The sequence below is a fragment of the Neobacillus sp. 204 genome (assembly GCF_046562815.1).
Classification (GTDB): domain Bacteria; phylum Bacillota; class Bacilli; order Bacillales; family Cytobacillaceae; genus Neobacillus.
The window spans coordinates 139639-166346 of record NZ_JBJORY010000007.1 but is presented as its reverse complement, the minus strand read 5'-3'; the positions used below and the strand labels follow the sequence as shown (position 1 = coordinate 166346).

Sequence of the window (26708 nt, the reverse complement as noted above, 5' to 3'; positions counted from 1 at the left end):
ACGTACGGCTGGAGGTAATTATTGTGCAACCATTGTTTTTAAAACCAGTTTTTAAGGAGAGAATTTGGGGTGGTACAGCATTACAGGATGAATTCGGGTACGATATTCCAAATGATCATACAGGGGAATGCTGGGCCATTTCAGCACATCCTAATGGACCATCTATTATTGTAAATGGCCCTTATGCGGGTATTGCTTTAGATGAATTATGGCGAAAGCATCCAGAACTATTTGGAAATCCGAAGGAAGAAGTGTTTCCGCTTTTAACAAAAATTTTGGATGCCAATATGGATTTATCCGTTCAGGTTCATCCAGAGGATTCTTATGCGAAGGTTCATGAAAATGGGGATCTTGGTAAAACCGAATGTTGGTATATCCTCGATTGTAAAGAAGGAGCCGACATGATCTTCGGCCACAATGCGAAAACAAAAGAAGAATTAATTGAGCAAATGAATGATGGGAAATGGAACGAACTGCTGCGCAGAGTCAAAATCAAGCCAGGCGACTTTTTCTACGTTCCAAGTGGAACCATCCATGCTTTATGTGAAGGCACGCTAGTTTTAGAAACGCAGCAAAGCTCTGATACCACTTATCGGGTTTATGATTATGACCGCAGGGATGCCGAAGGAAATTTGCGAGATCTTCATTTAGAAAAAGCGATTGAGGTGACGACTGTTCCGCATCAAAATGCGATAAGCACACCGAGGGTCATAGAACACGAAGAAGCCAGGGTTAAGACTTTTGTTGAATCAGAGTTTTTCACTGTTTATAAATGGGATATCCATGGGAAAACCTCATTTTCATTTGAGGAGCAGTATTTGCTTTTTAGTGTTATTAAGGGGGAAGGTTCACTCTTACATAATGGTAAGCAATATGGTTTGAAGAAGGGAACCCATTTTATTATTCCTGCAGGATTTGGAGAGTTTGAATTAGATGGAGAATGCGAAATCATTGTTTCGCATGCGTAATTTGTTAAACGAATGCAAAAGGAGTAAAGATCCTTTTTAAGCAAAGGCCTTTACTCTTTTTGTTTTTTTTATAAGTTAGTCCCGTGGTTCTTTTATTTCATAGGATACCTTTGTGAAGTGAAATCTCTTATTTTTGGGGAACCCTTTTATTTTATTAGACTATTATTTCTTTTTCACGTAATCATTGCGATACATAGCAGGTGAAACGTTCATCATCGTAGTAAATACGCGTGTAAAGTAATGTACTGATCCAAAGCCAGTAACATCAGCTATCTCTTTAATAGGAATGCTTGTCATTTCAAGCAAGCGAGCTGCTTCCTTTACCCTTTCCTTGCGAATATAATTAGAGAAACTTTCACTCAGTTCATTGGAAAAGAGCCTTGATAAATGACGACTAGAAATGTGAAGATAGTTGGCGACATGTTCTAGCTTCAATGGTTCTGATAAATTATCACGAATGAACAGCTTCGCTTGATATAAATGTGTTGAAGAAGTATTTGAAAACATTTTTTCTTGATTTTGACTTCTCTGATGTGCTTCGGAAAACATAGAGTAAAATGACAATAAGAGTGTGTGTGACATATTCTTAATTAAGTTTAAATCGTTGGTACCACCATTTGACGTATAATCTACCAATGCCCTCCAAATTAAGGCGGTTGGGGAATCATCTGCAACATTGACACAAATCTTATTTGTTTTCGCCAGTTGATTAAACATGCTAATGGTATCATCCTTTGACTTTTTATGTAAAATCTCGAAAGCAACAAATACAAGAAAAAGTCCTGTCTCACTTAAAATTTGGTGATGAATGTTCGGGCGGGATAAAAATACGGTTCCTTTCTTTAATGTATATTTTTTATCCAAGTCTTTATAAAGGCCTTCTCCACTTAGTACATAACAAACTTCAAAAAATGAATGCCTATGTAACGGGTTGTTAAAATGCTCCGGGTTAACTCCCCAATAGTGCACCTTAAAGGCAATTTCTTCTCCAAATGGCCGCAGGGCATATTGATTTAAAATTCCTTCACTGAGTTTACAAGATTGGAGTACCAAAAATATCCCTCCGATGTCTTCAAAAGACAAAAAAGTAGCCTATTCCTATAAAGACTGAATTTAATTAATTTTCTAAAATTATAACAAGTAAACTATTAATCTTAAAGGGGGAAAATCTCATGATTACTTTAAATGATGCTGATTTTTACAAAGAAAATGGATACTTACTTGTTAAAGGTGTTTTTACAAAAGACGAAGTAGAGGAAATGAAAAATGCGGTTGAAAACATTATTCAACGGGCAGCAAATACAAGACTTGATCGAAATCATGCATGGCAAGGGGAGTACATCCCGGCAAATGAGTTAAAAAAACTTGTATTAAAAGGATTTCATGACGTTCATTATCATGATGCATCTTTCTCTAGAGCTGTTATCCATCCAAATATGGTGTCAATTTTGCAAAAGCTTATCGGACCGAATGTACAATTACATCACTCTAAAATGCTGGTTAAACCACCTGAAAAGGGAGCAGCTTTTCCAATGCATCAGGATCATCCGTATTTTCCGCACGAAAGTCATACCATGTTGGCTGCCAGTGTTCATCTAGATGATGCAGACTTGGAAAATGGATGCCTGAGGGTTATACCAAAATCTCATAAAGAAGGATCAATCCCTCATGTAGGTCGTCACTACTTAAATCATAAGGAATATCCGATTTCCATCGGGACCCCGTGCCCTGCCGAAGCAGGCGACGTTCTGTTTTTTAATTATTTAACCATACACGGCTCTGATAGTAATCGAAGTGACCGGCCGCGTAGAAACGTATTATTTCAATATCGTGATCCCTCCGATAAACCGACTGCCGATGTACACGTAAACTGGGGGCAAGGCTTGATGGTCTGTGGAGAAAATCCAACGTTCCGTGACTATCAGGCTGATTTTGCATCAAAAATAGTGAAATAGATGTGGAATGGTACTATTTTAGATAAAAACAGACACATGCTGGCGTAAAGATTCCGTGGTAAGGATCTTTACGCTTTTTTTTTACTCTGTATAAATCGAGAACGATTTTCATAAAGTTATCTAGAAGGGAGTGATCAGAATGACCTATACGAAATCAATAATCAGTGGATTTATTGCCCTTGTTATTATCGTCGTTGTCTTTTTTTCTGGTACTACTGTGGATTCTGGATATAGAGGAGTTCTGTTACAATTAGGGGCAGTTAAACCGACGATTTTAACGGAGGGATTTCATTTTAAGATACCGTTTATTCAAACCGTTCAACCCATTGAAGTCCGGGTTCAAAAAGAAGAAAGTTCGCAGACAGCGGCATCAAAGGATCTACAAATGGTTACTGCCATGGTAGCCGTAAACTATTCTGCTGATCCACAAGCGGTAAATAAGCTCTATCAAGAAATCGGCTTGGACTATCGCACCCGGATCGTTGACCCTGCGATTGCAGAGTCACTAAAGGCAATCACTGCCCAGTACACAGCAGAAGAGTTAATTTCCAAACGTCCGGAAGTATCGGCAAAAGTGAAAGATATGCTCGCAGGTAAATTAACAAAGTATTATATGATTCTAGAAGATATTAATATCAAAGAATTTGCCTTTAGTGAGGAATTCAATAAAGCAATTGAATCGAAGCAAACCGCTGAACAGAATGCATTACGAGCAAAAAGAGATCTAGACAGGGTTAAAATTGAAGCCGAGCAGAAAGTCGCACAAGCTGGTGCAGAAGCAGAGGCCTTAAGATTGAAAAAACAATCGGTAACAGAGGAACTGATTCAATTAAAGCAAATTGAAGTCCAAGAAAAAGCCCTGGAAAAATGGGATGGCCACCTGCCAAGTGTCACCGGCGGAGCAACGCCATTTATTGATGTGGAAGGCCTTTCGAAAAAATAGGCGGGGACTTTAGGATAGGGTAGCATTGCTCGTAGAATCCAATATTGTGTACATTAAAAAAAAGATTGATAGCTGAGGCTCTCGATCTTTTTCTATTTACAATAACTTTACATTCAAATGGTTGAAATCAATTGACCGTTAATTTAATATATAAGCAGATAGTTATATATTAATAAACCCATAAAGAGTAGGAATAATTTTTTTACTACAACAAAGAATTATAGAACGGTCTATTAGATGAATTCTGTATAAGTAAATAATTATTTGATTATATATGGAGGTGTAAATTTTGTTGAAATCAACAGTCGATTTGGAGAAGGCTGCTACCATTTTAAAATTATTAGGCGATAAAACACGCTTAACCATCATTGGCATTTTAAAACAACGTGAATGTTGTGTTTGTGAATTTCAAGAAGTATTTGATATGAGTCAGCCATCAATCAGCCAACATCTTCGCAAATTAAAAGATGCAGGGATGGTGAAGGAAGAAAGAAGAGGTCAGTGGATTTACTATTCACTAAATCCACAAAGTGAGTTATATGGACTTATTGAAGATATTTTAGAACATGTACCTGACCAAATAGATAAAATCAAAATGATTGAAAAAAACAATCCTACACTTCGTTGTGGTTGTTAAGCAATTGAATCAACAAGGGGATTAGAACAAAATGAAAAAAAAGTTAGTCAGCGAATTTTTAGGAACTTATTTTCTGGTTTTTGCTGGAACGGGTGCAGTAGTAATAGATTCGATTACTAAAAGTTTAACTCATGTAGGCATAGCCCTTACATTTGGGCTGGTCGTAATGGCACTGATTTTCACGTTTGGTCACCTATCTGGTGCACACTTTAATCCAGCTGTTACCATTGGATTTTTAATTCATGGGGATATAAAGAAGAGAGAAGCACTTTATTATATTATTATTCAAGTAATTGCAGGAATTGCAGCGAGTGTAACGTTATTATGTTTATTTGGAAACGTTGCAACACTCGGTACCACCTTACCAAGAGGATCATGGTCACAATCGTTTATTTTGGAATTTATCCTTACTTTTTTCTTGATGATGGTTATTTTCGGTTCTGCGGTCCATGGTAAAGCGGTAAAATCCTTCGCAGGAATTGCCATTGGTGCAACGGTAGGATTGGAAGCTATGTTCGCAGGTCCAATTTGTGGTGCTTCAATGAATCCAGCAAGATCTATAGGTCCAGCAATTGTATCGGGTACAACACAACATCTATGGGTATATATTGTTGCAACTATTTTAGGTGCAGGGTTTGCGGCAATTATTTATAAAATACTACACGAAAAATAAAGGTGGAATTCAACATGGAAAACAAAAAGAAACTTTACTTCTTATGTACAGGAAATTCTTGCAGAAGCCAAATGGCAGAAGGTTGGGCAAAGAAACATTTAGGTGACGAGTGGGAAGTACGCAGTGCTGGGATTGAAGCACATGGTTTGAATCCAAATGCTGTTAAAGCAATGAAAGAAGCTGGAATCGATATTTCAAATCATAGTTCTGATATTATCGATCCTGAATTTCTAAACAATGCAGATTTAGTGGTAACATTATGTGGTGACGCAGCCGATAAGTGCCCAATTACACCACCTAAAGTAAAACGAGTTCACTGGGGATTTGACGACCCAGCCAAAGCGGAGGGAACAGACGAAGAGAAATGGGCATTCTTCCAACGAGTCCGTGACGAAATTGGCGAACGTATTAATCGTTTTGCTAAAACTGGTGAGTAAGAAAGAATGTAATAGCCAAGGGTAAAAATACTCTTGGCTTTATTTTTCTTGTCCATATAAGTAAATACTTATGTTCAATCCTTTAGGAGGTTAAATTAAATGAGTAAAGTTGAGATTTTTGACCCAGCATTGTGCTGTGCTACAGGTGTATGTGGTCCAAGCGTAGATCCTGAGTTAACTAGAGTGGCAACTGCTATCTTTCTATTGGAGAAAAAAGGATATGACATCAAACGCTATAATCTTGGATTTGAACCAGCCGTTTTTGTTGAGAACAAAGAGGTAAACCAAATCCTTCATGAAAAAGGTCCAGATTCACTCCCAGTAACCTTAGTTGAAGGGAAAATAGCTAAAATTGGAGCCTATCCAACCAATGATGAATTGGCTGAATGGTTTGGAGTACAAGCGGAGGAACTTGCAGAAAAAACAAAACCACGTCTAACAATTGATTTAAAACCATCGAAATAAGAAAGAAGTGAAAATTATGTTTCAATCTTTCGATCCAAAAATGATTGTGAACACCAAATTTTTATTCTTCACAGGAAAAGGTGGAGTAGGGAAGACTTCGACTGCTTGTGCAACGGCTGTCACTTTAGCAGACAAGGGAAAAAAAGTGTTGGTTGTTAGCACAGACCCTGCCTCGAACTTACAAGATGTACTGGAAGTTGGGTTAACGAATACACCGATGGCCATTCAAAATGTGCCGAATCTTTATGCTTGTAATCTTGATCCTGAAGAGGCAGCAAGGGCCTACCGAGAAAGAATCATCGGCCCATATCGTGGAAAACTTCCTGATGCAGTAGTGGCTACTATGGAGGAACAGTTATCAGGAGCTTGTACAGTTGAAATTGCAGCCTTTGATGAATTTACCAACTTACTGGCAGACCCTGCTGTTGTTGATGCGTACGAGTATATCATTTTTGATACGGCTCCAACGGGTCATACACTGCGTCTTCTCCAATTGCCAACAGCGTGGAGTGGCTATTTAGAAGAGAACACACATGGTGCCTCTTGTCTTGGCCCTTTATCTGGGTTGTCTGAAAAAAAACAAGTCTATTCCAGTACAATGGATGCCCTTTCTGATTCAACCCAAACCACGCTTATTCTTGTAGCTAGACCTGATGAATCGTCCTTACTTGAGGCAAGCCGTGCTTCAAAAGAGTTAAAAGAGATTGGTATTTCAAATCAAGCTCTGATTATAAATGGATTATTGCAATCATATCTGCCTGAAGACAAAATTTCGTCTTCATTTTATAAGAGACAACGTAATGCCATAAAGCAAATGCCAAACGACTTAAAGCAAGTTGTCACGTATTCCTTGCCGTTTGTTTCGTATTCCTTAACAGGTATTAAAAATCTACGATATTTGTTTAAACAATTTACAATGCCAGCAACAGAAACAAAGAATGAAGGAAAGAGAATAACCTTGCCAGGCTTAAACAAAGTGGTTGAAGACTTTTCTGTTAATAATACAAGAGTAATTTTTACCATGGGTAAGGGTGGTGTTGGAAAGACAACAATGGCCTCAGCCATCGCTGTTGGATTGGTTGATAAAGGTCATAAAGTACATTTAACCACAACAGATCCTGCGGCCCATTTAGAGTTTGTTTTTCAAAAGAACGAGCTAAATGATCAATTAACCATCAGTAGAATTAGTCCAAAGGAAGAGGTTGAGGCTTATAAAGCAGAAGTTTTATCAAGAGTAAGCGATGAACTCGATGCAGAAGCACTTACCTATATTGAAGAAGATTTAAACTCACCTTGCACGGAGGAAATTGCTGTTTTTCGAGCTTTTGCTGAAGTTGTGGCAAGATCTGAGGATGAAATTGTTGTGATTGATACAGCTCCAACAGGCCATACATTACTCCTTTTAGATGCTGCACAGTCTTATCATAAAGAACTAGCGCGTTCATCTGGGGAAATACCTGAGAGCTTGAAAACACTGCTGCCACGTTTAAGGAATCCGAAAGAAACCAGCGTGGTCATTGTAACACTAGCCGAAGCTACTCCAGTTTTAGAAGCTAGTCGATTACAGGATGATTTAAAGCGAGCGGGTATAATGCCAAAATGGTGGGTTATTAACCAGAGTCTTTATGCTACTGAAACAAAAGATCCTGTTTTAAAAGGAAGAGCACAGGCAGAAGGCAGTTGGATTCACAAAGTGACAACTGAATTGGCAGAAAAATGTGTAATTGTTCCTCTAATGAGTGAAGAGAATAAAGGGTATGATCAATTAAAAACATATATCCATGCTACTCATTATTTGAGTAAACTATAATAGAAGGGGGATGAAAAACATGACTACAAAGAACTATAACGAATTAATTAAAGATCGGATTTATTTCGGTGGAGCAGATGATGTGAAGGATATGATGGAAAATGAAAAAGCTGATGTGATTTTCGATTTACGGGCAGAGTCACATGAGAACAAATCAGGCTTCGAGCGTATCCATATTCCAATCGTTGATGATGCTGAGCATCAAGATGAATCCATCAAAAAATCGATTGAACATGTTGTAAATGCTTATAATGAAGGGAAAAAAATTTATTTCCATTGTGGTGGAGGAAGTACCCGTGCGGGGACTGTTGCAGTTGGAACTCTATTATCATTAGATAAAGCAAAGACAATTGAAGAAGCGGAAAAAATCGCTAAGGAAGCTCGTCCAAAAATTAATGTGAAACCTCAGATGAAGGAAGCGTTACAACGTATTTTTCCTGATTCTACTGAGGGTAAGACATTCTGATTTAATAAATGAAAAAACCAAGGAAGATAAGTAAGTAAATTTTTTGAAAGGTGATGGGGAGATGAATATTACAGATCAAGCTCGTGATGTCCTGAAGCAATTGCTCCAAGAAAACGATGCTAAAAACATTCGTGTCTATTTTGCAGGATTTGGCTGAGGACAGCCACAAGTGGGACTGGCTCTGGATGAGCCAGATGAAAAGGATAAAGTAGTAAGGATTAATGAAATACAGGTGGCAATCGATCCTGATATTGAGCCATATACGGATAACTTAACACTTGATTTTAATCAAGATACTAATGGGCTCGTATTATTGGGTAATGAAAGTAACTGTTGTTAAATTAATACATCCATTAGAGGTAGTTAGTTAAAAGACTAACACCTCTTTTTTTTATTAGAATAAAAAATTGCATATAAAAAACAGACTCTTTACATTGTGTTAATAATAGATTTACAATTTTGTTTTATAGTTTAATAGCAAGCCAAAATTAAAATCTGATGAAAATTACATTAGGTTTTAATTAATATTTAAGGGGGCTATTATTTTGTTTAAAAACAAACTCAAAAGGAAAATTTTACCAATAGCAGTTTTATCCACGGTAGCATTCGGAACATTTCTTGGTAACATAAATAATGACGTCAAAGCTAATGAAGTAGGACAAAACAATGCAGAGATTAAAAATGTTATATTCTTAATTGGGGACGGAATGGGAGTTTCCTATACCTCTGCCTATCGTTATTTAAAGGACAACCCTTCAACAAAAGAGGTTGAGCTAACTGAATTTGATAAGTACTTAGTAGGACAACAAAAAACATATCCAGAAGATCCACATCAAAATGTTACGGATTCAGCAGCAGCTGCAACAGCGATGTCTGCAGGTGTTAAAACATATAATGCAGCCATTGGTGTAGATAATGACGGATCATCTGTAAAAACTGTTCTTGAAGCAGCTAAAGAAAAGGGCAAATCAACTGGATTGGTTTCGACTTCGGAAATTACACACGCGACACCTGCTTCTTATGGTGCACATGATGTTAGCCGTAAAAACATGAATGCTATTGCTGATGATTATTATGATGAAATGATCAATGGCGGACATAAAATCGATGTTATGCTTGGTGGCGGTGTAAGCAACTTTGTTCGTCAAGACCGTAATCTAACAGAACAATTTCAAAAAGATGGTTATTCTTATGTAACCAATAAAGATGAAATGTTAAAAAGCGACAACCCTCGTATGTTAGGTTTATTCGCTCCAGGCGGAATGCCAAAAATGCTTGACCGTGAAGCAACTATGCCTTCATTAAACGATATGACTGAAACAGCTTTGAATAAACTAAGCCAAAATAAAAATGGTTTCTTCTTAATGGTAGAAGGAAGCGAAATCGACTGGGCTGGACATGATAACGATATTGTTGCAGCTATGAGTGAAATGGAAGACTTTGAAAAAGCATTTAAAGCTGCGATCGAATTTGCTAAAAAAGACAAGCATACTCTAGTTGTAGCAACAGCAGACCATTCAACTGGCGGGTATTCTATCGGTGCTAGAGGGGATTATAACTGGTTTGGAGCTCCTATTGCAGCAGCAAAACGTACACCTGACTTCATGGCAGAACAAATCGCCAAAGGTGCCGATGTAGAACAAACTCTTAAAAACTATATTGATTTACAATTAACAGCTCAAGAAATCGATTCTGTTAAAAAAGCTGCTGCATCTAAGAATGTAACAACCATTGATAATGCAATCGAAACTATCTTTGACCTACGTTCGGTAACTGGCTGGACAACAGGCGGACATACTGGTGAAGATGTTAACGTATATGCTTACGGTCCTGGCAGTGACCTGTTTGCTGGAAATATTGAAAATACTGACCAAGCGAAGCATATTTTTGACATTCTAAAAAATGGCAAGTAATCTTTATAAATAAAAAATATTAATATCCCGTTGGGCTCTTTGTTCAACGGGAACTTTTTTTAAGAACTTATGCTTAATTTGAAAAAATACTAAGATACTATCCAACAAGAAAAGGGGATTTTTGTGAAATTATTGACGCCTATCATCCTGGTATTGTCTTTTGTATTGTTTGGCTGTAATGCTGTTCAAAAGGATGAATCCACTGCGAAAGAAAATAAAAAACAGGAACATGTGTCTGAAAAAAAGAATGATGGTACAAGTAAAGAAAAAAATAGAGCCAAATCTTTATCTGATATTTATGTCCCAAATCCACAAGTGTCCGATGATACGAAACTTCTAAATGTAGGACAAACGATAAAAGATAGTAAAGGTACAGTGACCTTAAAAGGGATTGCATCCCTAAATAAAAACTTTACACTTGGACCAGTTGAAATGAAAATCAAGAATGTAAAGCTCATTCACAATTTACCGACGTATTCCTTAATGGATTATTTTCATTATTATACGGAACAATATGAAGAATTTGATTTTATTAAAGTGGAAGTTGAATTAATCAATAAATCTGACCAAACAGTTCATTTTGGACCTATTGCTCACCTAAATACAAGTAATGGTGAGAAAAGAAACTTCGAAGATGACTTTTATATAGAGTATTTGGGTGGAGAAATTGAGCCAAATGGTTCAAAGCAAGGAGCACTTGGTTTTATTGTTGAAAAATCAAGTCCCGATTTAAAATGGGTAGAAATTCAAACTAGCGATGTTCTTGATAAAAACCACAAGGAAATTGGTAAGTCACAAAAAATAAAAATTGATTTAAATCGATAAGTATTGCTAAATGACCTATTCACATGTTGAGTAGGTCATTTTTATGTTTTGTGTTTAAGCTAATGGTATATTTGTATTTATTAATAAAAGAGCGGAACTATGATTTAATCCCAATACTATTATACAAAATGATTAATATTTATATCAAAACATTCAAATAATCATTTGACCATTTTAATGAACTTCCATATACTAATACTCAAATAGATATTTGAACGTTAGGGGTGACATTATGAAACATGAAGATGTATGTGAAGTAACCTGTGTCGATGATGAAAAAGTGAAACGAGTTAAGGAATCTGTTTCCAAACAAAATACAATAGCTGTTTCCCAAATCTTTAAAGCGTTATCCGATGACACTAGAATTAAAATTGCTTATGCCTTAAGCGTAGAAGATGAATTATGTGTATGTGATGTAGCGAACATCGTAGGTAGTACAACTGCAACTGCATCGCATCATTTACGACTTCTTCGTAATTTGGGATTAGCCAAATACCGCAAAGAAGGAAAATTAGTCTTTTACTCATTGGATGATGACCATGTAAGACAATTGATTCAGATTGCCTTTGAGCATCAAAAGGAGGTGAAATCTCATGAGTAACGCTTTGGAAAAATCCAATGAAAAAACCGTTTACCGTGTACAAGGATTCACCTGAGCAGGCTGTGCGACTAAGTTCGAAAAGAACGTACAACACCTGGATGGTGTTGCTAATGCGAGTGTAAATTTCGGTGCTTCTAAACTTACGGTTTATGGTGAAACAACAATAGAGGAATTAGAGAAAGCAGGAGCTTTTGAAAATATAAAAGTGATTCCTGAGAAACAAAGATTTGAAGAGAAAAAAGAACCGTTTTTGAAACAACATTCAACGGTTATTGCCTCATTTGTTTTCTTGCTCATTGGTTGGTTCGCAGGGCAAATGAATGGCGAAGACAGTATATCATCGATTTTAGCGTATGGAGCGGCTATTTTAGTGGGTGGTTATCGCCTTTTTACAACGGGATTGAAAAACCTTTTCCGCCTAGAATTTGATATGAGAACCTTGATGACAATAGCCGTTATCGGAGCTGCATTTATCGGTGAGTGGGGAGAAGGAGCAACGGTTGTCATCCTGTTTGCCATTAGTGAGGTTCTAGAATCCTACTCAATGGATAAAGCCAGACAATCCATTCGTTCCTTAATGGATATTTCTCCAAAAGAAGCCTTAATACGAAGAGGCAATCAAGAATTTACAGTAGATGTGGAAGATATTCGGATTGGAGACATATTAATTGTGAAACCAGGACAGAAAATCGCTATGGACGGTATCGTGGTTAAAGGGTTATCAGCTGTGAATCAAGCTGCGATTACAGGTGAATCTGTACCAGTCTCGAAAACAATTGATGAAGAAGTATTCGCTGGAACACTAAATGAAGAAGGACTTCTTGAAGTAAAAGTTACCAAACATGTGGACGATACCACTATTGCAAAAATCATTCATCTTGTAGAAGAAGCTCAAGCAGAAAGAGCTCCATCTCAAGCATTTGTAGATCGATTTGCCAAGTACTATACACCTGTCATCATGTTCATTTCCTTGTTGGTGGCCGTACTCCCACCACTATTATTTGATGGGGACTGGAGCAAATGGGTTTATCAGGGTCTAGCTGTATTAGTGGTTGGTTGTCCATGTGCACTTGTTATTTCCACTCCAGTATCGATTGTGACTGCAATAGGAAATGCGGCAAGGAATGGGGTTTTAATCAAAGGCGGAATTCATTTAGAAGAGATGGGAGCAATAAAAGCCATTGCCTTTGACAAAACAGGAACCTTAACGGAAGGAATTCCAGTTGTAACGGATTATATTACTCATGATAAAATAAATTCAAATGAGCTACTAACAATTATCGCTGCTTTAGAAAATGGTTCTCAGCATCCTTTGGCATCAGCGATAATGAAAAAAGCTGAACAAGAAAACTTAACTTATCAAGACCTTGCTATTGAAGATTTCTCCTCCATTACGGGAAAGGGAATCAAAGGAAGAGTCAACGATAATATTTATTATGTGGGCAGTCCAAATTTATTTGATGAAATCTTAACGAATGGAATTCCATCGAATCTAAAAGAGATCATAACAGAACTGCAAAATAAAGGGAAAACAGTTATGGTGGCTGGTACTGAAACAGGAATATTAGCACTACTCGCAGTTGCGGACGAAGTGAGAGGAAACAGTAAATCCGTTATACAGAAACTTCACTCAATAGGTATTCAAAAAACAATCATGTTAACGGGTGATAATAAAGGGACGGCCAATGCAATTGGCCAGCAGGTAGGAGTTTCTGATATTCAGGCTGACCTTTTACCTCAAGATAAACTTACCTTTATTAAAGAATTAAGAAATAAATACGACCGGGTGGCCATGGTTGGGGACGGTGTGAATGACGCACCAGCTCTTGCTGCATCGACTGTCGGTATTGCCATGGGAGGAGCTGGAACGGATACGGCTCTCGAAACAGCTGATATTGCTTTAATGGCTGATGATTTAGGGAAACTGCCATTTACGTTAAAACTAAGCAGAAAAGCCTTATTTATCATCAAACAAAATATCACTTTTTCTTTGGGAATTAAACTAGTAGCATTGTTATTGGTGATTCCAGGTTGGTTAACCCTTTGGATTGCGATATTTGCAGACATGGGAGCAACACTTATTGTTACATTAAATGGTTTACGACTTCTCCGAGTAAAAGACAAATAATATCGGGCTTCCCAATTTGGGAAGCCTTTTAGTGGGAGGGGACTAATTTGAATAATAGTTGGAATATGAAAAAATTACTTTTTTTACTAATTTGCATTTTGGTGATGATTCCGACAGTTGCCAGCGCACATACGGAATTAACTTCATCGAATCCTGCTACAAATCAAATGGTGAAAGTGGACCTTAAAGAAATTGTCCTTACATATGAGGGTAAGATTGAATCCTTAAGTTCCATGACTTTAGTGAAAAATGGAAAGCAAGTCCCTTTTGTTGGTGTGACTCCAAAAGAAAATAAACTAATAGGTACAATATCAGCACCGTTAGAAAATGGCTCTTATACGATTAAGTGGAGTATCGCTGGTGAGGATGGTCACCCCATAACAGGTGAAATTCCATTCAATGTACAAAAGGAAGTTAAGGAGGAACCAAAGGCTGAAACAAAACAGCCAGTTACTCCCAAAAAAGAAGAACCTAAAAAAGAGAATACTAAACAGGAACAAACTAGTAGTGAATCAGCAAATACCACATCTAATAATATGCCGACCATTATTATTTTAGTGGTAGCCGTAATTTTAATCATTGGTCTAATCCTCTTATTTAGGAGGCAGCGTTAAATATGGGATTCATAATACCTATTGCAGAATTCGGAAATTATTTATTGTATTCCATCCTTGTTGGACATGTAGCTCTACAATTTGTCCCTGAAGCAAAAAAGCCTAAAATTAATATTCCGAAACCAGTTTTACTGCTTTCTACTCTTGGAATCATTATCTTTTCGTTAGGACCCATTGTTCAAACCGTTTCCTATTTTCAGGGTAGTATTGGTTTTGCGCTAGCAACGAAATCTGTTTTGTTAGACTTTCAAGTTGGCAGAGCTTGGATCTTTATAGGATTAATAGCCACTTGTTTATATCTTACGGTTTTGCTAAATGGCTCAAAATATATACAAGCCATTTTACTGTTATTAATGATATTGGCTGTTGGTTATTCTAGCCACGTGGCTTCACTGTCATTTTGGGCAGGTTTATGGTCTCATAGCACTCATTTTTTAATAGTTACATTATGGACAGGTATTCTGATTCATGTTGCATGGTTCTCAAAAGAGGAGACAAATTGGTCTAAATTTTTACGGTGGTTTACTCCATTAGCAGTTTTATGTTTAATCATCATTCTTTTCAGTGGTATCTATCTGATGTTATTTTTGGTTGAACCAAAAGACTATGTAAAGGCTTGGGCGTTGCCTTATGGTCAAATGCTGCTTTTAAAGCATATTAGTATAATCCCTGTCTTAGTTTTTGCCTTTATAAATGGTGTACTTTCAAGAAAATCGTTAAAGATTTCTTCATTCAATCCTAAACCATGGATAAGAGGAGAAAGCATTATTTTATTTATTGTTTTTTATTTCACTGCTGTGATGGGAACATTATCCCCACCACATGAAGTCGAATTTACCGTGAAGTCGGAGGGTGCATCCAAGTGGGTGGAATGGTTACGGGGGAAAAATATCCTTTCAACCTTACAAATTCATTTAGCCCCTTCATTCCAATCGCTATTGTTAGTCATAGTTTCAATACTATTTTTGTTAATGATTTTGTTCAGTTTTAAACAGAAAAGACCTATATTAGCAGTAGCATTTGGAGTGACTTTTATCATTGTTTTATATATGGGTTTGATGTTTTCTTTGTCCATTTAAATTTTTAAACATATAAATTCTGAACATGTAATAAAAACAAAAAAATACTAATCGATGTTAAAATATCATGAGATCGAATAAAGGATGTGACATCATGAAACGATTCAAAATCGTCATACCCACTATGGTAATTGTAGCGGTTTTGGCGACATGGATACTAGGCAAGAATCATTCAGACATACCTCTTCAATTGCGTATAATGATAACCTTGGGAGGGGCACTCCTATCAGGCTTATTGAGCTTTTTCATGTCGCAGCAGGATGTAAATCGTGTGGATACAAAACCGAAAAAATGAAAGCTTAAATATGATTTTAGACTATTGCTGGTGGGTTTTATCACAAAAATACAATTTGAAATTATTAGAATAAATTAATACAGGAATATATAAGAGGGTAGCCATAATATTGGCTACTTTTTTATTGTCACTTCAAGAGTTATTGTTTAAGCTCCAAAAAGGGCATCTTACAGAAGAATTGTATTACTTAGAATGAATAACGCCAAACTAAACTTTTGAGCAGATGTCAGGAAAACTCCACGATTTTTTTACTTAAATTTCTATAAAAGTTTCCCTTGACTAAAAAAATTTACGATATACAATTTAACTAAGAACTTTTTAATTTTCTTCTTTATATAATTAATTGAATAGGTAGAGATTTTTTTTACCCAAAAAGTTTCCTGAATGCAACATATTTAGTTTATACCAATAATGAGGTGATGAAAAATGAGTGAAAATATAAAAGAACTGCCTATGGCAACAGATGAAGGTTGGAAAAATATACGTACACAACCCACTTTACCTGAAGTTCATAGAAGTATTAGAATTCCAAAGACTGGTTCTTGGATGAAAAAATTCCTAGCTTTTGCTGGACCAGGCTACTTAGTTGCAGTAGGTTATATGGATCCAGGCAACTGGGCAACCGATATTGCTGGGGGCTCGTTATTTGGATATACGTTATTATCTGTTATACTATTGTCCAATTTGATGGCAATTCTACTTCAAGCACTTGCTGGGAAGCTAGGAATTGTGACAGGAAGGGATTTAGCCCAAGCGTGCCGTGACCATTACAGTAAACCAGTCGCGATGGGTTTGTGGATTTTATGCGAATTAGCCATAGCTGCTTGTGACTTAGCGGAAGTGATCGGTTCGGCAATCGCTTTAAATCTATTGTTTGGTATTCCGTTAATTTATGGAGTCTTAATAACTGCTTTAGATGTACTAGTTGTACTGCTACTACAAAATAAGGGTTTCCGTTATATAGAATCATTAGTGATTGTTTTAATTGTTACAATCGGAGCTTGTTTTGCAATTGATATCTTTCTTTCTAAACCTGATGTAGGTGGAATATTAAAAGGTTTTGTTCCGAGTACCGAGATTATTAGTAACCCAACCATGCTTTATATTGCGATCGGTATTTTAGGAGCAACAGTAATGCCACACAACTTGTACCTTCATTCATCCATTGTTCAAACTCGAAAGTATTCACAAACCAGTTTGGGAAAGCGTCAAGCTATTAGATTTGCAACATGGGATTCAACTATTGCCTTATTCTTTGCATTATTTATCAATGCTGCCATTCTGATTGTTTCATCAGCCACTTTCCACAAAGCTGGAATGACAGAAGTGGCAGAAATAAATGATGCTTATCATTTACTGACACCAATCTTAGGAACAGCTGTTGGGAGCATCTTATTTGGAGTTGCGTTGCTCGCTTCCGGTCAAAATTCAACATTAACAGGAACGTTGGCTGGTCAAATTGTTATGGAAGGTTTCTTAAATATTCGCCTACCTGCTTGGTTGAGAAGACTAATCACCCGATTAATTGCCATAATACCTGCTGTTATTGTAACAGCACTCTATGGTGAAAGTGGAACAGCTCAACTTCTCATTTTGAGTCAAGTAATATTGTCTCTCCAACTTTCGTTTGCAGTAGTGCCTCTAATTAAATTTACAAGCGATAAGAAGAAAATGGGTGAGTTCGTAAACCCATTATGGCTTAAAATTCTTGCTTGGATTGTAGCAATAGTTATTATTAGTCTAAATATATATTTACTGTTTCGAACTTTTTTTGGTTAGTGTATTGTCCACATTTAATTGAAAGAATGTAAACTATTTGACAGAACAGCAATCTCATAAAGGGGTTGCTGTTTTTTATTAACTAAAGACTACAATCGTGATTCTTTGAATTTATTAAGTAACTATAAATAGATATGATGTGTTTAATTAATAAAGGGCATGGACTTGATTGGATGATGACAACAGATCATGGGGGTCCTAACCATTCCAAGGTCAACTTAGAACAAGCTTATCCTGAATTATTAAAATCCCGTGCAGCTGTTCCTGATGTTCTTCAATTCTACGGAATGGAGTTAGACACACCAGGAGCTGACCACAGCACTCTAATGATCCCAAAAGGTGAAGATGAATCACAAGTGTTTTACGATCTTGAATGCAAGTTTAATTATCGTGAAGCTTATCCAAATGACCCAAGCCGTAACACTGAATCAAAAATGATTGAAGCTCATAACTATATGGAAACAAATGGACGAACTTCCAATTTCAATCGCACATCATCCATCCAGTTCAGCGACAGGTGTTGGTGAATGGGGACAAGATACTCCGCAAGAGTTCCGTAATTGGAATGATACAGCACCTAATATTTCTATCGGTATGGAAGGTGCCCCAGGACACCAGGCTTCTGCTATCAATCCAGATGGCTCTCTTGATCCTAATGGTTCCCGTGGATCATATGGAAACGTAAACGCTCCGACAATGGGCAGATTTGATCAAATGACTGCTAAAGTCGGTGGTTTATGGGATTCTATGTTAGGTGAAGGAAGACACTGGTGGATTACCTCTACATCCGATTCACATGTCAACTGGCGTGATGGAGGCAGCGATTTTTGGCCTGGTGAATATTCGAAAACTTACGTAAAATCAGAGAAAAACTACAAAGATATAATGGAAAACCTTCGTAATGGTCATGTATTTGTTATAACTGGACCTAATTTCAGAACTTAATGTTAAAGCACAAGCTGTAGATAAAACTCCTTTTCATGCTGAAGCGAATGGAAATACAGCATCTTTTGGTGAAACTCTAACTCTGCCAGGTAAGAATCTAGCGATGTTACAGTAACGATTGATTGCACTTTTCCAATAGCGGAAACTTCCTTCCTTCAAACCTCCGTTTTGTTTAAATCCTCCTAGCATCCGCAGGTGCAAGCACAATTATTTTGGTTATTTAATTCCGTTTTTGCATTCTTGGTATTAGTAAATTTCCTAATTATTTTTTGTAAAAATGATTGGCTTTTTAGGTCAATAAACTTCCAAGCCTCTCTTGCATTCCTCTCCGTTTCCTCCTGACGCAATTTCATCATCTGATATACTGAATACTCATTAAACATAATGAATTCCTCCTATTAATCAAATTATATTGATATATTAATCAAAAAAAATTGATATATGCTTTAAAAAAATTAGCAGCAGGTCGGCTTGAATAGGCAACAAAGTTCATGGGATAACAAATGATTGAGCTCTTCCTGATTCAGTTCATAATAACTCCATGTTCCTCGAGTTTCTTTAGTAATAATGTTAGCATCTAATAAAATCTTTAAATGATAAGACAATTTTGATTGGGCCATATCCATAAGGGGAGCTAGATCACAAACACACATGGCACCTTTTTGAGTTAAAATATTCATGATTTGCAGTCTCTTTTTATCAGCAATCGCTTTAAATTTTAACTCATACTCTTCAAATACTTTTTCTAATGATATGTCATGTAATTGAATTTCTTCTTTCACGTCTTTCACCTACTTTATAAATCAAATAATCTTGATACATTCATATTATATCCAATATTTACATATGTCAATCGGTTTAATCAAAATATTTTGATTTAGGCGAAATCCTTATCGACCTACCATAAAACCACCTAGATTTTATTAAAACAATTTTTTTTGATTTAGTGGTTGTAATTAGAAAAAATTGCTAATATACTTAAGGTGTTAAATCAAAAAAAGTTGATTTATTGTAATGTGATAAATAATGAGGAGGTTTTATGATGAAAATGCATGTTGGAGTAAATGTCACAGATCTAAATAAATCGATTGAATTTTACACTAAAGTATTTAATGCGGAGCCAGTAAAAGTAAAGCCAGAATATGCTAAGTATTTACTTGATGATCCTGGACTAAATTTTACTTTAAACTTAAAAGACTCCGTTTCAGGAAACCAAGTTGGACATTTTGGCTTTCAAGTAGAAAATCAAGAAGAGGTCCTACAGCATAAAGATCGTTTGGAAAAATTAGGCTTTTTTGCAAGGGAAGAGATGGATGTTACCTGCTGTTACGCAACTCAAGATAAATTTTGGGTTACTGATCCAGACGGGAATGAGTGGGAGTTCTTCTACACAAAAGGTGATGTAGAGATGATCGCAACAGAATCGGAGTGTTGTTCAACACAGCCGGTTAAGGTAGAAATAAAAACATCATCTTGTTGCTGATATACAGTAATTTTTGCATTTTGTATATCGTTTGAAAAGGAATTACTTCATTTTTAATAAAAATGGATATATAATAGTAACGAATAAGTTAATAATAGGTGATGGAGTTCGCCTTTAACCGCCGTTTGGCTAATGACTCCTGCTGGTATCTTTTACTGGCAGGAGTCTTTTTATTTTTGGCTGTGTTAAACTTGTCTGTTGATTTCCGCTCCAGGCACTTCGCTTTCCGCGGGCGGCCCGGGAAGCCTCCTCGGCGCAAGCGCCTGTGGGGTCTCCCCAGCCCCGTCCTCCCGCAGGAGTCTTCGTGCCCTCCGCTCCAATCAACAGAGTGGAAAAATCAACAATAACCTTATTTTTACTAAATTAGGGAGGATTTTCGGAATGATTTATCTTTTAGTAGGTACTGCAGGGACGTTAGGAGCTATATTGAGATATGTAATCGGAGTTTCTTTTTTCACAAATAGCCCGTTTCCTTTGGCAACTTTACTTATCAATTTGCTTGGGAGTTTTTTGTTAGCCTGTTTAACCTCAAATTTATTTAAGAGGATTTCTTTATCGCCATTATTAGCAACTGCAATTGGAACGGGCTTTGTTGGCTCTTTTACAACCTTTTCCACCTTGAGTGTCGAAACTGTTACATTGTTTAGGAAGGGCGACTTTTTATTAGGTATAACCTATGTCATTGTCAGTATTGTCGGAGGTTTGTTGTTGAGTCGATTAGGATTTAAAGTGAGCAATGAGGTGCAGAAATCATGAGCGGATTACATATTTTAATGGTTGGTATTGGTGGTTTTTTGGGAGCAATCGCCCGTTTTACTATAAGTAAGCAATTGAATAATAAATTTCATCATTTTCTTCCAATAGGTACATTGACAGTAAATCTGTTAGGAGCATTTCTCTTAGGTATGATTTTAGGTGCGAAGATAGATCCAATGTATGTTTTGTTATTGGGCACTGGTTTTATGGGTGCTTTCACAACTTTTTCTACCTTAAAACTAGAAATGATACAACTACACTTAAATAAGTACAAAAAGAAATTTTTCCTCTATCTAGCTATAACCTATGTTGGAGGCATTGCCTTAGCTTATTTAGGATTCCTGATTGGAAGTGTTTTAAGGTAAGGCTCTTTTCGTAAACTTTGTTGCCTATGGAGCTTTTTAAGGGTCATTTACTAAGTGCCTGGGCAATTTTCGCAAATGTTCTTACGAAAAGATGCCACGATGCATATAGTTTTACGGGTTAATGAACTTATACGAAAATCAACAATCTATGCGAAAATAGCCTTAGGTAAAAAAGGTTTTATGAATAAAAAATTAATTAGGTTCAACATGGACGTGAACATCATAGACATTATGTTCTTTTATTAATTCATTTTCAACCTGTGTTGCAATATCGTGGGCTCCACGAATATCTAAATCGGAATTAACCAGAATCACAATGTCCACAACCACGTTATTCCCGTAATTCCGAGCTTTGATGTCTTTAACGCCTTTAACACCATTACAATCAATGATTGTTTCTTTATATGTCTCTATTTGTTTTTCGTCAAATCCATCGGTCAAGTGATGGGAAGCATCTCTAAAAATCTCCCAACCAGTTTTACAGATGAGCAATCCAACGATTATAGCAGTAATAGGATCTAGCCAAGGAAGATTGAATTGGGCACCGACGATACCAATAAATGTACCGACACTAACCCATGCATCTGAAAGATTATCCTTTGCCGTTGCCATAACAGATTGACTATTAATCTCCAGAGCTAATTTTTTATTATAAAGATAAACAAAATACATGACCAAAGCACAAAAGAGGCCCGTCCATGCAGAAACTATATCTGGTGTTTCATTTTTTTCATAGAAAATACTCGAAATTGCTTCATATGTTACTTGTATTCCAACAAACATCATAATAAAAGAAGCGGCCATTGAGGCAACTGTTTCAGATTTCCAGTGCCCATAGGGATGGTCATCATCAGCCGGACGTTGTGATAATTTAAGACCAATCAGTACTGCAAGTGATGCAATAATATCTGTAACATTATTTAAGCCGTCTGCTTTTAAGGCCTCGGAGTTAGCTATAAAACCTACTGCTAATTTTAATGAAGATAAACATATGTATGCAATAATGCTTATAATCGCTCCTCGTTCTCCTCTTTTTAAATCTAAATAACCTTGTTCTTTCATACTTTTCCCCCACTTTTTCCTCCTTTATAGTATGGAATAAAGATATCTAGTGGGTCTAGAGAAACCTTTTGTCCTCTTTCAAACTAAGTAAAAGAGATGAAAAAAAGTTTCACTAGGGAAAGTGTTGAGAGAAAATACATTCCTTTGGTGTGAGAATAAGGAAATTAATAAAGGCTATTTTCGCATAGATTGTTGTTTTTCGTATAAGTTCATCAACCCGTAAAACTATATGCATCGTGGCATCTTTTCGTAAGAACTTTTGCGGAAATTGCCTAGAAACTTAGTGAATGTCCCTTTTAAAGATCCAAAAGCAACAAAGTTTACGAAAAGAGCCTTAATAAATGGTTGATGCATTGAAGAAAAGGACCAATAAAAAGAATCCGTAGTATAAGGGATATTACTACGGATTCCGAATTGATGTTGATTAAAGGAGGGATACCCTTATTGTGAAATTTTATGAAAATGAATAGATAATTAGAACAAAATTTAATCAAGTTTATAGTTGCCTATAATAGCTAGCCATTTGCAACAAGACTGGCCTCAAACATATCAATAATATGAAAAACCCTTCTCGCATTATGAGAAGGGCTACTTTCATTATGTACTTTGTGGAAATTGTTTACTCCCTGCTTTTTTATCTATCCATTTTCCTAGCAGCGGCATGAACCAACGATCCAATCCAATTCTTCCAGCATTTAATCCTGCCACGAGAATAAACATTCCTAGTATAACCATTTGGGGATTTGTACTTGTTGTTCCTGATAACATATAAGAAAAGTTCATAATAAGACCCATTAAGATAGAAAATGAAGTGAAAATGCCCAAGATTAATCCGAGACCCACTAAAAATTCTCCCCAAGGAACCAATACATTAAAAAGATCGACGTAGGGTAAGGCAACCTCTTTTAAAAAATTTCCCCACCAAGGTTGAACAGCAGGGTGGTCACCAGACATATTTTTTAATGCACCATTAATAAAGCCACTTGCATCAAAGTTTCCACCAGAGATTTTTCCCCAACCAGCAGTTAGCCACTGCCATCCAAGAAAGAGTCGAAGTACAGTTAGAAGCGGTGTTACATAACGGTTTTCCTTTAAAAATTGAATAAACAAAATAAAACCTCCTAAGTAAATGATAATATTTATCGTTGATATTGATTATCATTATCGATTATCTCGTTGTGATTATCAATGAGATAAAAGCACCAAATAATTCCTGGGAGATAGTTTAATATGCCTAGTATAAGTAAGTTGTAGGGAATTTCTTTTAACACATTGAAAACAAAAATAAATTACACTACAATATGTAATGGATAGGAGGATGTGAAATGACAATAAACAATTTTCGTGTTGACCAAGAAGGACTTAATCGTTTTTTTGGGCCTCTAGAGTCCAAAATAATGGACATTCTTTGGAACGGCAATGAAAAGAGCATAAAGGAAGTTCAACAAGAATTAGAAAATGAAAAACCGATAAACTTTAATACGGTTATGACGGTGATGAACCGACTTGTTGATAAAAACATCCTTACAAAAAGATTGGAAGGAAGAACATCTCTCTTTAAACCTGTAAAGACCAAAGACGATTTTATTAGTGACCAATCAAAAAAACTCACAGATAACCTTTTGGATGAATTTGGAGGATTAGTTGTTAATCATATGCTGGATTCTTTGAAAGAAGTAGATGATCGTTTACTTGAGAAGCTGGAACAAAAAATTGAACAATTAAAAAAGGGCAGAAAGTAAAATGGTCTGGAAGCATAAATCAACTGCTGTTTTAGGATTATCCCTTTTCTTTGCGATCATTTTGTTTGTACAAATGGCTTTGTACCTATTCAATATTTTGATTGGTCCATTTGAGCTATTTAATATCTTTAATTTTTGCATTAGCTTATTTGAAAGAGGCACCTTTGCCAATTATGCCATCTTATTTATCGTGAATGCTTATATTTTTTATACAGTTTTCATCATATGTAAAAAGATTGTTCAGCAAATCCTACTAGTAAGTTCATTTCAAAATAAAATTCACCTACTTATTAATAAAGAGAAATCCAAACAATTGAATCAAATCTTTAACAGAAAAAATAAGGATATAGTTGTTATCAATCATAAAGATCCGTTGGCATTTACATTTGGGTTTTCAAAACCAGTCATTGTCCTTTCTACTACATTAATTGAACTGCTAGATGCAAAGGAATTAGAAGCTGTCATCTACCATGAGACTTCTCACCAAAAATATTATGATGGAATTAAGGTTTTTATTTTACAAATTATTTCAGAATCTTTATGGTATATCCCTCTTACCAGATGGTCCTATCAGAATTATCGGATTATGATTGAACTGGTTGCAGATGAATATGCTATTCATCGGATGGGTTCAGAACTTGGATTAGGCAGTGCTTTATTAAAGTTAATTAAGAAGCAGCTAAAAACTAATTTAAATCTTACACCAGCTATTGTGCATTTTGCGGATAGTACAGTCGATTACAGGCTTCAACAATTGATTAATCCCCAACAATCGATTCCAGTTAAAGCTCAGACACGTTCCATTGTTATATCTTTAAATGTATTTATTTTAATATTGTTCCTACTAGTTATTGCGTAAGGCTCTTTTCGTAAACTTTGTTGCTTTTGGAGCTTTATAAGGTTCATTTACTAAGTTCCTAGGCAATTTTCGCAAATGTTCTTACGAAAAGATGCCACGTGATATAGTTATACGGGTTGATGAACTTATACGAAAAACAACAATCTATGCGAAAATAGCCTTGCGTAACAAGGATTGGCGGTAGAGTCCAATCCTTGTTATTTAACGAGTAGGAAAAACGGTATCTCTAAATGGAGATACCGTTTTTTGTGAATTTTATTGATCGCTAACAAATGAAGTCGTTTAGTGACCTGTCATCAAAGCGGGATTACCTTTTTCTTCTGTGCCAGACTCTTCCTTATCCTGAGTTTTTGGTTTGCGAAGCAGCAGACTGAAGACAAATCCGGCAACGGCTAAACACGCAGCCAGGAAGTACGTATCCCCGAATCCGGAAGTCAAGGCTTCAACAGGAGAAACGCCTTTTGCCACTTCTTTCATATGTGTATTGACTTGCGAGGTTAAATAACCTGTTAACCCGGCAACGGCGAATGAAACGACGACTTGCTGAGCAGCGGTTGTCAAGGGTGTAACCCTGCTTACCAAATTTCGAGGAGCTGCATTTAGCACGTGAGTATTCACTGGCATCATCGTAAGCCCCATCCCAGCACCTATCATAAATAATGAGAAGAGGACCATTCCAAGACTTGTATCTACCGTAATTTGTGATAGCAAGAAGAGTCCTGCTGAAATGATTCCCAGCCCCGTAAAGGCAAGTGGACGAGCGCCGATTTTGTCAAACAGTCGTCCACCAATTGGCATAAAGATTCCGGATGCAAGAGCTTGGGGCAGCAAGATCAAGCCCGTTTCGAGTGCTGTATAACCTCTAACTTGCTGCAAATACAGGGGCGTCAAAATCATTGAGCCAAATAAAGCAACTTGGGCTAACCACGCTAGAAGAATTCCACGAGTAAAGTCGGATGAACGAAACACCCGCAGTTCGAGCAAAGGCTGTTTTTGGCGCAATTCAACAAAGATGAAAATGATTAAAGCGGCACCACCAACCGTTAAACCAGTAATGGTAGAAGTAGAAGTCCAGCTCGTGCCACCTTCACTAACACCATAAGCCAGCATCGCGAAGGCAATTGGAGCAATGATCATTCCAATAATATCAAGATGCGGCGCCTCATGCTTTTCAGTGATTGGAAGATATTTTATTCCAACAAACAAGCCAATAATTCCTATTGGTAAATTTATGAGGAAAATCCAATGCCAACTCACATAATCTACCAACCAACCTGATAATACAGGACCAAGTGCCGGTGCCAGGAGCATAGGAACTCCGAGGACACCCATGACCGCACCTCTTTTATCTGGCGGCGCTAATCTAAATACCATGGCCATTCCAATTGGAGAAACCATTCCACCGCCAAGTCCTTGAATAATGCGGAAAATAATTAACTGCATCGGTGATTGTGCAAGGGCACATAAGATAGAGCCAATTGTAAAAAGCGCAATTGTAATCAAGAAAATTCTTTTTGCCCCGAATTTATCTGTCATCCAACCAGCAAGAGGAATAACGGCAGATAGCGCAAGTGTATAGCCAGTAACCGTCCATTGAATAGTTTTTAGATCTGTATTAAAATAATCAACCAATTTGGGAATGGCGACATTTACCACTGTGCTATCTAATATAACCATAATCATTCCTATGATGACAGCAAGAAGTGGAGCAATAATGGATTTGACGGAGAAATCCTGTGAACCAATGGAGTGATTCTCCACCTTTGAATTAGACATATTTTTCACTCAACTTTCTTGTCTTTTTAATATCTTCTCAAAATAAAGTCAGTGCACCTCCCATAAAAACTGTACAGTATGATTATAATTATAGACCTGAGTTAAACAACGTTTTAAACAATGTTTAAATAA

At 36.6% G+C, this 26708-nt stretch carries 32 protein-coding genes and 1 riboswitch; of the genes, 24 read left to right on the top strand and 8 right to left on the bottom strand.

What is annotated here, in order from left to right; translation table 11 throughout:
• Positions 1–20: 20 nt before the first annotated feature.
• Entirely contained in the window at positions 21–968 is a 948-nt protein-coding gene (manA, locus tag ACJ004_RS16085; protein WP_410894323.1) for a mannose-6-phosphate isomerase, class I, read from the top strand.
• Between the two features lie 162 nt (positions 969–1130).
• Here manA and ACJ004_RS16080 read toward each other — a convergent pair whose 3' ends face one another.
• Positions 1131–2021 (bottom strand): AraC family transcriptional regulator, encoded by an 891-nt coding sequence (locus ACJ004_RS16080; RefSeq protein ID WP_410894116.1) that lies wholly within the window; start codon positions 2019–2021, stop codon positions 1131–1133.
• 119 nt (positions 2022–2140) lie between these two features.
• Between ACJ004_RS16080 and ACJ004_RS16075 the strand changes: the two genes are divergently transcribed.
• The 18 genes from ACJ004_RS16075 (at position 2141) to ACJ004_RS15990 (ending at position 18533) form a co-directional block, all read left to right on the top strand.
• Entirely contained in the window at positions 2141–2923 is a 783-nt protein-coding gene (locus ACJ004_RS16075; protein WP_410894115.1) for a phytanoyl-CoA dioxygenase family protein, read from the top strand.
• A gap of 139 nt (positions 2924–3062) precedes the next feature.
• Positions 3063–3866, top strand: coding sequence for a prohibitin family protein (locus ACJ004_RS16070; RefSeq protein WP_410894114.1), 804 nt, complete (start codon positions 3063–3065; stop codon positions 3864–3866).
• Positions 3867–4155: 289 nt separating this feature from the next.
• Entirely contained in the window at positions 4156–4503 is a 348-nt protein-coding gene (locus ACJ004_RS16065; RefSeq protein ID WP_410894113.1) for an ArsR/SmtB family transcription factor, read from the top strand.
• A gap of 31 nt (positions 4504–4534) precedes the next feature.
• Positions 4535–5176, top strand: coding sequence for an MIP/aquaporin family protein (locus ACJ004_RS16060; protein ID WP_410894112.1), 642 nt, complete (start codon positions 4535–4537; stop codon positions 5174–5176).
• Positions 5177–5190: 14 nt separating this feature from the next.
• Positions 5191–5613 carry an arsenate reductase (thioredoxin) gene (gene arsC, locus ACJ004_RS16055; RefSeq protein WP_410894111.1) on the top strand — a complete coding sequence of 141 codons (423 nt, stop codon included), beginning with the start codon at positions 5191–5193 and terminating at the stop codon, positions 5611–5613.
• Between the two features lie 99 nt (positions 5614–5712).
• A complete protein-coding gene (arsD, locus tag ACJ004_RS16050) occupies positions 5713–6078 on the top strand; it encodes an arsenite efflux transporter metallochaperone ArsD (RefSeq protein WP_410894110.1) in 366 nt (121 codons plus the stop codon).
• Between the two features lie 16 nt (positions 6079–6094).
• Complete coding sequence (gene arsA, locus ACJ004_RS16045) at positions 6095–7888, top strand: arsenical pump-driving ATPase (protein WP_410894108.1); 1794 nt, start codon at positions 6095–6097, stop codon at positions 7886–7888.
• Between the two features lie 19 nt (positions 7889–7907).
• Positions 7908–8354: a protein-tyrosine phosphatase family protein gene (locus ACJ004_RS16040; RefSeq protein WP_410894107.1), complete on the top strand. Its 447-nt coding sequence runs from the start codon at positions 7908–7910 to the stop codon at positions 8352–8354.
• Positions 8355–8523: 169 nt separating this feature from the next.
• Positions 8524–8694: a hypothetical protein gene (locus ACJ004_RS16035; protein WP_410894106.1), complete on the top strand. Its 171-nt coding sequence runs from the start codon at positions 8524–8526 to the stop codon at positions 8692–8694.
• A 205-nt stretch (positions 8695–8899) separates the two neighbouring features.
• Positions 8900–10267, top strand: coding sequence for an alkaline phosphatase family protein (locus ACJ004_RS16030; protein ID WP_410894105.1), 1368 nt, complete (start codon positions 8900–8902; stop codon positions 10265–10267).
• A gap of 123 nt (positions 10268–10390) precedes the next feature.
• A complete protein-coding gene (locus ACJ004_RS16025; RefSeq protein ID WP_410894104.1) occupies positions 10391–11092 on the top strand; it encodes a DUF4352 domain-containing protein in 702 nt (233 codons plus the stop codon).
• A 232-nt stretch (positions 11093–11324) separates the two neighbouring features.
• Entirely contained in the window at positions 11325–11693 is a 369-nt protein-coding gene (locus ACJ004_RS16020; RefSeq protein ID WP_410894103.1) for an ArsR/SmtB family transcription factor, read from the top strand.
• On the top strand, positions 11686–13821 hold the full coding sequence (locus tag ACJ004_RS16015; protein ID WP_410894102.1) for a heavy metal translocating P-type ATPase: 2136 nt from the start codon (positions 11686–11688) through the stop codon (positions 13819–13821). Before ACJ004_RS16020 ends, ACJ004_RS16015 begins: the two co-directional genes overlap by 8 nt.
• Positions 13822–13868: 47 nt before the next feature.
• Positions 13869–14435 carry a copper resistance CopC family protein gene (locus tag ACJ004_RS16010; RefSeq protein WP_410894100.1) on the top strand — a complete coding sequence of 189 codons (567 nt, stop codon included), beginning with the start codon at positions 13869–13871 and terminating at the stop codon, positions 14433–14435.
• 2 nt (positions 14436–14437) lie between these two features.
• Positions 14438–15514 carry a copper resistance D family protein gene (locus tag ACJ004_RS16005; RefSeq protein WP_410894099.1) on the top strand — a complete coding sequence of 359 codons (1077 nt, stop codon included), beginning with the start codon at positions 14438–14440 and terminating at the stop codon, positions 15512–15514.
• Positions 15515–16235: 721 nt separating this feature from the next.
• Positions 16236–17588 carry an Nramp family divalent metal transporter gene (locus ACJ004_RS16000; protein WP_410894098.1) on the top strand — a complete coding sequence of 451 codons (1353 nt, stop codon included), beginning with the start codon at positions 16236–16238 and terminating at the stop codon, positions 17586–17588.
• A gap of 134 nt (positions 17589–17722) precedes the next feature.
• Positions 17723–18115 carry a hypothetical protein gene (locus ACJ004_RS15995; protein WP_410894097.1) on the top strand — a complete coding sequence of 131 codons (393 nt, stop codon included), beginning with the start codon at positions 17723–17725 and terminating at the stop codon, positions 18113–18115.
• Positions 18054–18533: a hypothetical protein gene (locus tag ACJ004_RS15990; protein WP_410894096.1), complete on the top strand. Its 480-nt coding sequence runs from the start codon at positions 18054–18056 to the stop codon at positions 18531–18533. The genes ACJ004_RS15995 and ACJ004_RS15990 overlap by 62 nt, the downstream gene beginning before the upstream one ends.
• Positions 18534–18535: 2 nt before the next feature.
• On the opposite strand, the gene ACJ004_RS15985 is transcribed toward ACJ004_RS15990, so the two are convergent.
• The 3 genes from ACJ004_RS15985 to ACJ004_RS15975 all read right to left on the bottom strand — a co-directional run bounded on the left by ACJ004_RS15985 (position 18536) and on the right by ACJ004_RS15975 (position 19315).
• Positions 18536–18661, bottom strand: a complete 126-nt coding sequence (locus ACJ004_RS15985; RefSeq protein WP_410894095.1) for a hypothetical protein — start codon at positions 18659–18661, stop codon at positions 18536–18538.
• A gap of 54 nt (positions 18662–18715) precedes the next feature.
• Entirely contained in the window at positions 18716–18916 is a 201-nt protein-coding gene (locus ACJ004_RS15980) for a hypothetical protein (RefSeq protein WP_410894094.1), read from the bottom strand.
• A gap of 72 nt (positions 18917–18988) precedes the next feature.
• Positions 18989–19315, bottom strand: coding sequence for an ArsR/SmtB family transcription factor (locus ACJ004_RS15975; RefSeq protein ID WP_410894093.1), 327 nt, complete (start codon positions 19313–19315; stop codon positions 18989–18991).
• A gap of 257 nt (positions 19316–19572) precedes the next feature.
• On the opposite strand from ACJ004_RS15975, the gene ACJ004_RS15970 reads away from it, so the two are divergent.
• Positions 19573–20016, top strand: a complete 444-nt coding sequence (locus tag ACJ004_RS15970) for an ArsI/CadI family heavy metal resistance metalloenzyme (protein ID WP_410894092.1) — start codon at positions 19573–19575, stop codon at positions 20014–20016.
• Positions 20017–20104: 88 nt separating this feature from the next.
• A riboswitch (Fluoride riboswitch) is annotated at positions 20105–20165 on the top strand.
• Here ACJ004_RS15970 and ACJ004_RS15965 read toward each other — a convergent pair.
• Positions 20146–20340, bottom strand: a complete 195-nt coding sequence (locus ACJ004_RS15965) for a hypothetical protein (protein ID WP_410894091.1) — start codon at positions 20338–20340, stop codon at positions 20146–20148. It overlaps the preceding riboswitch by 20 nt.
• Before the next feature lie 57 nt (positions 20341–20397).
• On the opposite strand from ACJ004_RS15965, the gene ACJ004_RS15960 reads away from it, so the two are divergent.
• Both ACJ004_RS15960 and crcB read left to right on the top strand, forming a co-directional pair.
• On the top strand, positions 20398–20772 hold the full coding sequence (locus ACJ004_RS15960; protein WP_410894090.1) for a fluoride efflux transporter FluC: 375 nt from the start codon (positions 20398–20400) through the stop codon (positions 20770–20772).
• The gene (gene crcB / locus ACJ004_RS15955) at positions 20769–21137 is read left to right on the top strand and encodes a fluoride efflux transporter CrcB (protein WP_410894089.1); all 369 of its coding nucleotides are present in this window, start codon (positions 20769–20771) and stop codon (positions 21135–21137) included. The genes ACJ004_RS15960 and crcB overlap by 4 nt, the downstream gene beginning before the upstream one ends.
• 192 nt (positions 21138–21329) lie before the next feature.
• Here crcB and ACJ004_RS15950 read toward each other — a convergent pair whose 3' ends face one another.
• Both ACJ004_RS15950 and ACJ004_RS15945 read right to left on the bottom strand, forming a co-directional pair.
• Positions 21330–22199: a cation diffusion facilitator family transporter gene (locus ACJ004_RS15950; protein WP_410894088.1), complete on the bottom strand. Its 870-nt coding sequence runs from the start codon at positions 22197–22199 to the stop codon at positions 21330–21332.
• 597 nt (positions 22200–22796) lie between these two features.
• Entirely contained in the window at positions 22797–23309 is a 513-nt protein-coding gene (locus ACJ004_RS15945; RefSeq protein ID WP_410894087.1) for a DoxX family protein, read from the bottom strand.
• A gap of 215 nt (positions 23310–23524) precedes the next feature.
• Here ACJ004_RS15945 and ACJ004_RS15940 point away from each other — a divergent pair, with 215 nt between their 5' ends.
• Entirely contained in the window at positions 23525–23941 is a 417-nt protein-coding gene (locus tag ACJ004_RS15940) for a BlaI/MecI/CopY family transcriptional regulator (protein WP_410894086.1), read from the top strand.
• A gap of 1 nt (position 23942) precedes the next feature.
• Positions 23943–24800: a M56 family metallopeptidase gene (locus ACJ004_RS15935; RefSeq protein WP_410894085.1), complete on the top strand. Its 858-nt coding sequence runs from the start codon at positions 23943–23945 to the stop codon at positions 24798–24800.
• Between the two features lie 282 nt (positions 24801–25082).
• On the opposite strand, the gene ACJ004_RS15930 is transcribed toward ACJ004_RS15935, so the two are convergent.
• A complete protein-coding gene (locus ACJ004_RS15930) occupies positions 25083–26576 on the bottom strand; it encodes an MDR family MFS transporter (protein ID WP_410894084.1) in 1494 nt (497 codons plus the stop codon).
• Positions 26577–26708 lie beyond the last annotated feature (132 nt).

Excerpts from the sequence above, each read along its gene's own strand:
- ACJ004_RS16075 (WP_410894115.1), top strand. The coding sequence starts at position 2,141 with ATGATTACTTTAAATGATGCTGATTTTTACAAAGAAAATGGATACTTA.
- ACJ004_RS16070 (WP_410894114.1), top strand. The coding sequence starts at position 3,063 with ATGACCTATACGAAATCAATAATCAGTGGATTTATTGCCCTTGTTATT.
- ACJ004_RS16060 (WP_410894112.1), top strand. The coding sequence starts at position 4,535 with ATGAAAAAAAAGTTAGTCAGCGAATTTTTAGGAACTTATTTTCTGGTT.
- arsC (WP_410894111.1), top strand. The coding sequence starts at position 5,191 with ATGGAAAACAAAAAGAAACTTTACTTCTTATGTACAGGAAATTCTTGC.
- arsD (WP_410894110.1), top strand. The coding sequence starts at position 5,713 with ATGAGTAAAGTTGAGATTTTTGACCCAGCATTGTGCTGTGCTACAGGT.
- arsA (WP_410894108.1), top strand. The coding sequence starts at position 6,095 with ATGTTTCAATCTTTCGATCCAAAAATGATTGTGAACACCAAATTTTTA.
- ACJ004_RS16040 (WP_410894107.1), top strand. The coding sequence starts at position 7,908 with ATGACTACAAAGAACTATAACGAATTAATTAAAGATCGGATTTATTTC.
- ACJ004_RS16020 (WP_410894103.1), top strand. The coding sequence starts at position 11,325 with ATGAAACATGAAGATGTATGTGAAGTAACCTGTGTCGATGATGAAAAA.
- ACJ004_RS16005 (WP_410894099.1), top strand. The coding sequence starts at position 14,438 with ATGGGATTCATAATACCTATTGCAGAATTCGGAAATTATTTATTGTAT.
- ACJ004_RS16000 (WP_410894098.1), top strand. The coding sequence starts at position 16,236 with ATGAGTGAAAATATAAAAGAACTGCCTATGGCAACAGATGAAGGTTGG.
- ACJ004_RS15995 (WP_410894097.1), top strand. The coding sequence starts at position 17,723 with ATGATGTGTTTAATTAATAAAGGGCATGGACTTGATTGGATGATGACA.
- ACJ004_RS15990 (WP_410894096.1), top strand. The coding sequence starts at position 18,054 with ATGGACGAACTTCCAATTTCAATCGCACATCATCCATCCAGTTCAGCG.
- ACJ004_RS15980 (WP_410894094.1), bottom strand. The coding sequence starts at position 18,916 with ATGTTTAATGAGTATTCAGTATATCAGATGATGAAATTGCGTCAGGAG.
- ACJ004_RS15970 (WP_410894092.1), top strand. The coding sequence starts at position 19,573 with ATGATGAAAATGCATGTTGGAGTAAATGTCACAGATCTAAATAAATCG.
- ACJ004_RS15960 (WP_410894090.1), top strand. The coding sequence starts at position 20,398 with ATGATTTATCTTTTAGTAGGTACTGCAGGGACGTTAGGAGCTATATTG.
- crcB (WP_410894089.1), top strand. The coding sequence starts at position 20,769 with ATGAGCGGATTACATATTTTAATGGTTGGTATTGGTGGTTTTTTGGGA.
- ACJ004_RS15950 (WP_410894088.1), bottom strand. The coding sequence starts at position 22,199 with ATGAAAGAACAAGGTTATTTAGATTTAAAAAGAGGAGAACGAGGAGCG.
- ACJ004_RS15940 (WP_410894086.1), top strand. The coding sequence starts at position 23,525 with ATGACAATAAACAATTTTCGTGTTGACCAAGAAGGACTTAATCGTTTT.
- ACJ004_RS15935 (WP_410894085.1), top strand. The coding sequence starts at position 23,943 with ATGGTCTGGAAGCATAAATCAACTGCTGTTTTAGGATTATCCCTTTTC.
- ACJ004_RS15930 (WP_410894084.1), bottom strand. The coding sequence starts at position 26,576 with ATGTCTAATTCAAAGGTGGAGAATCACTCCATTGGTTCACAGGATTTC.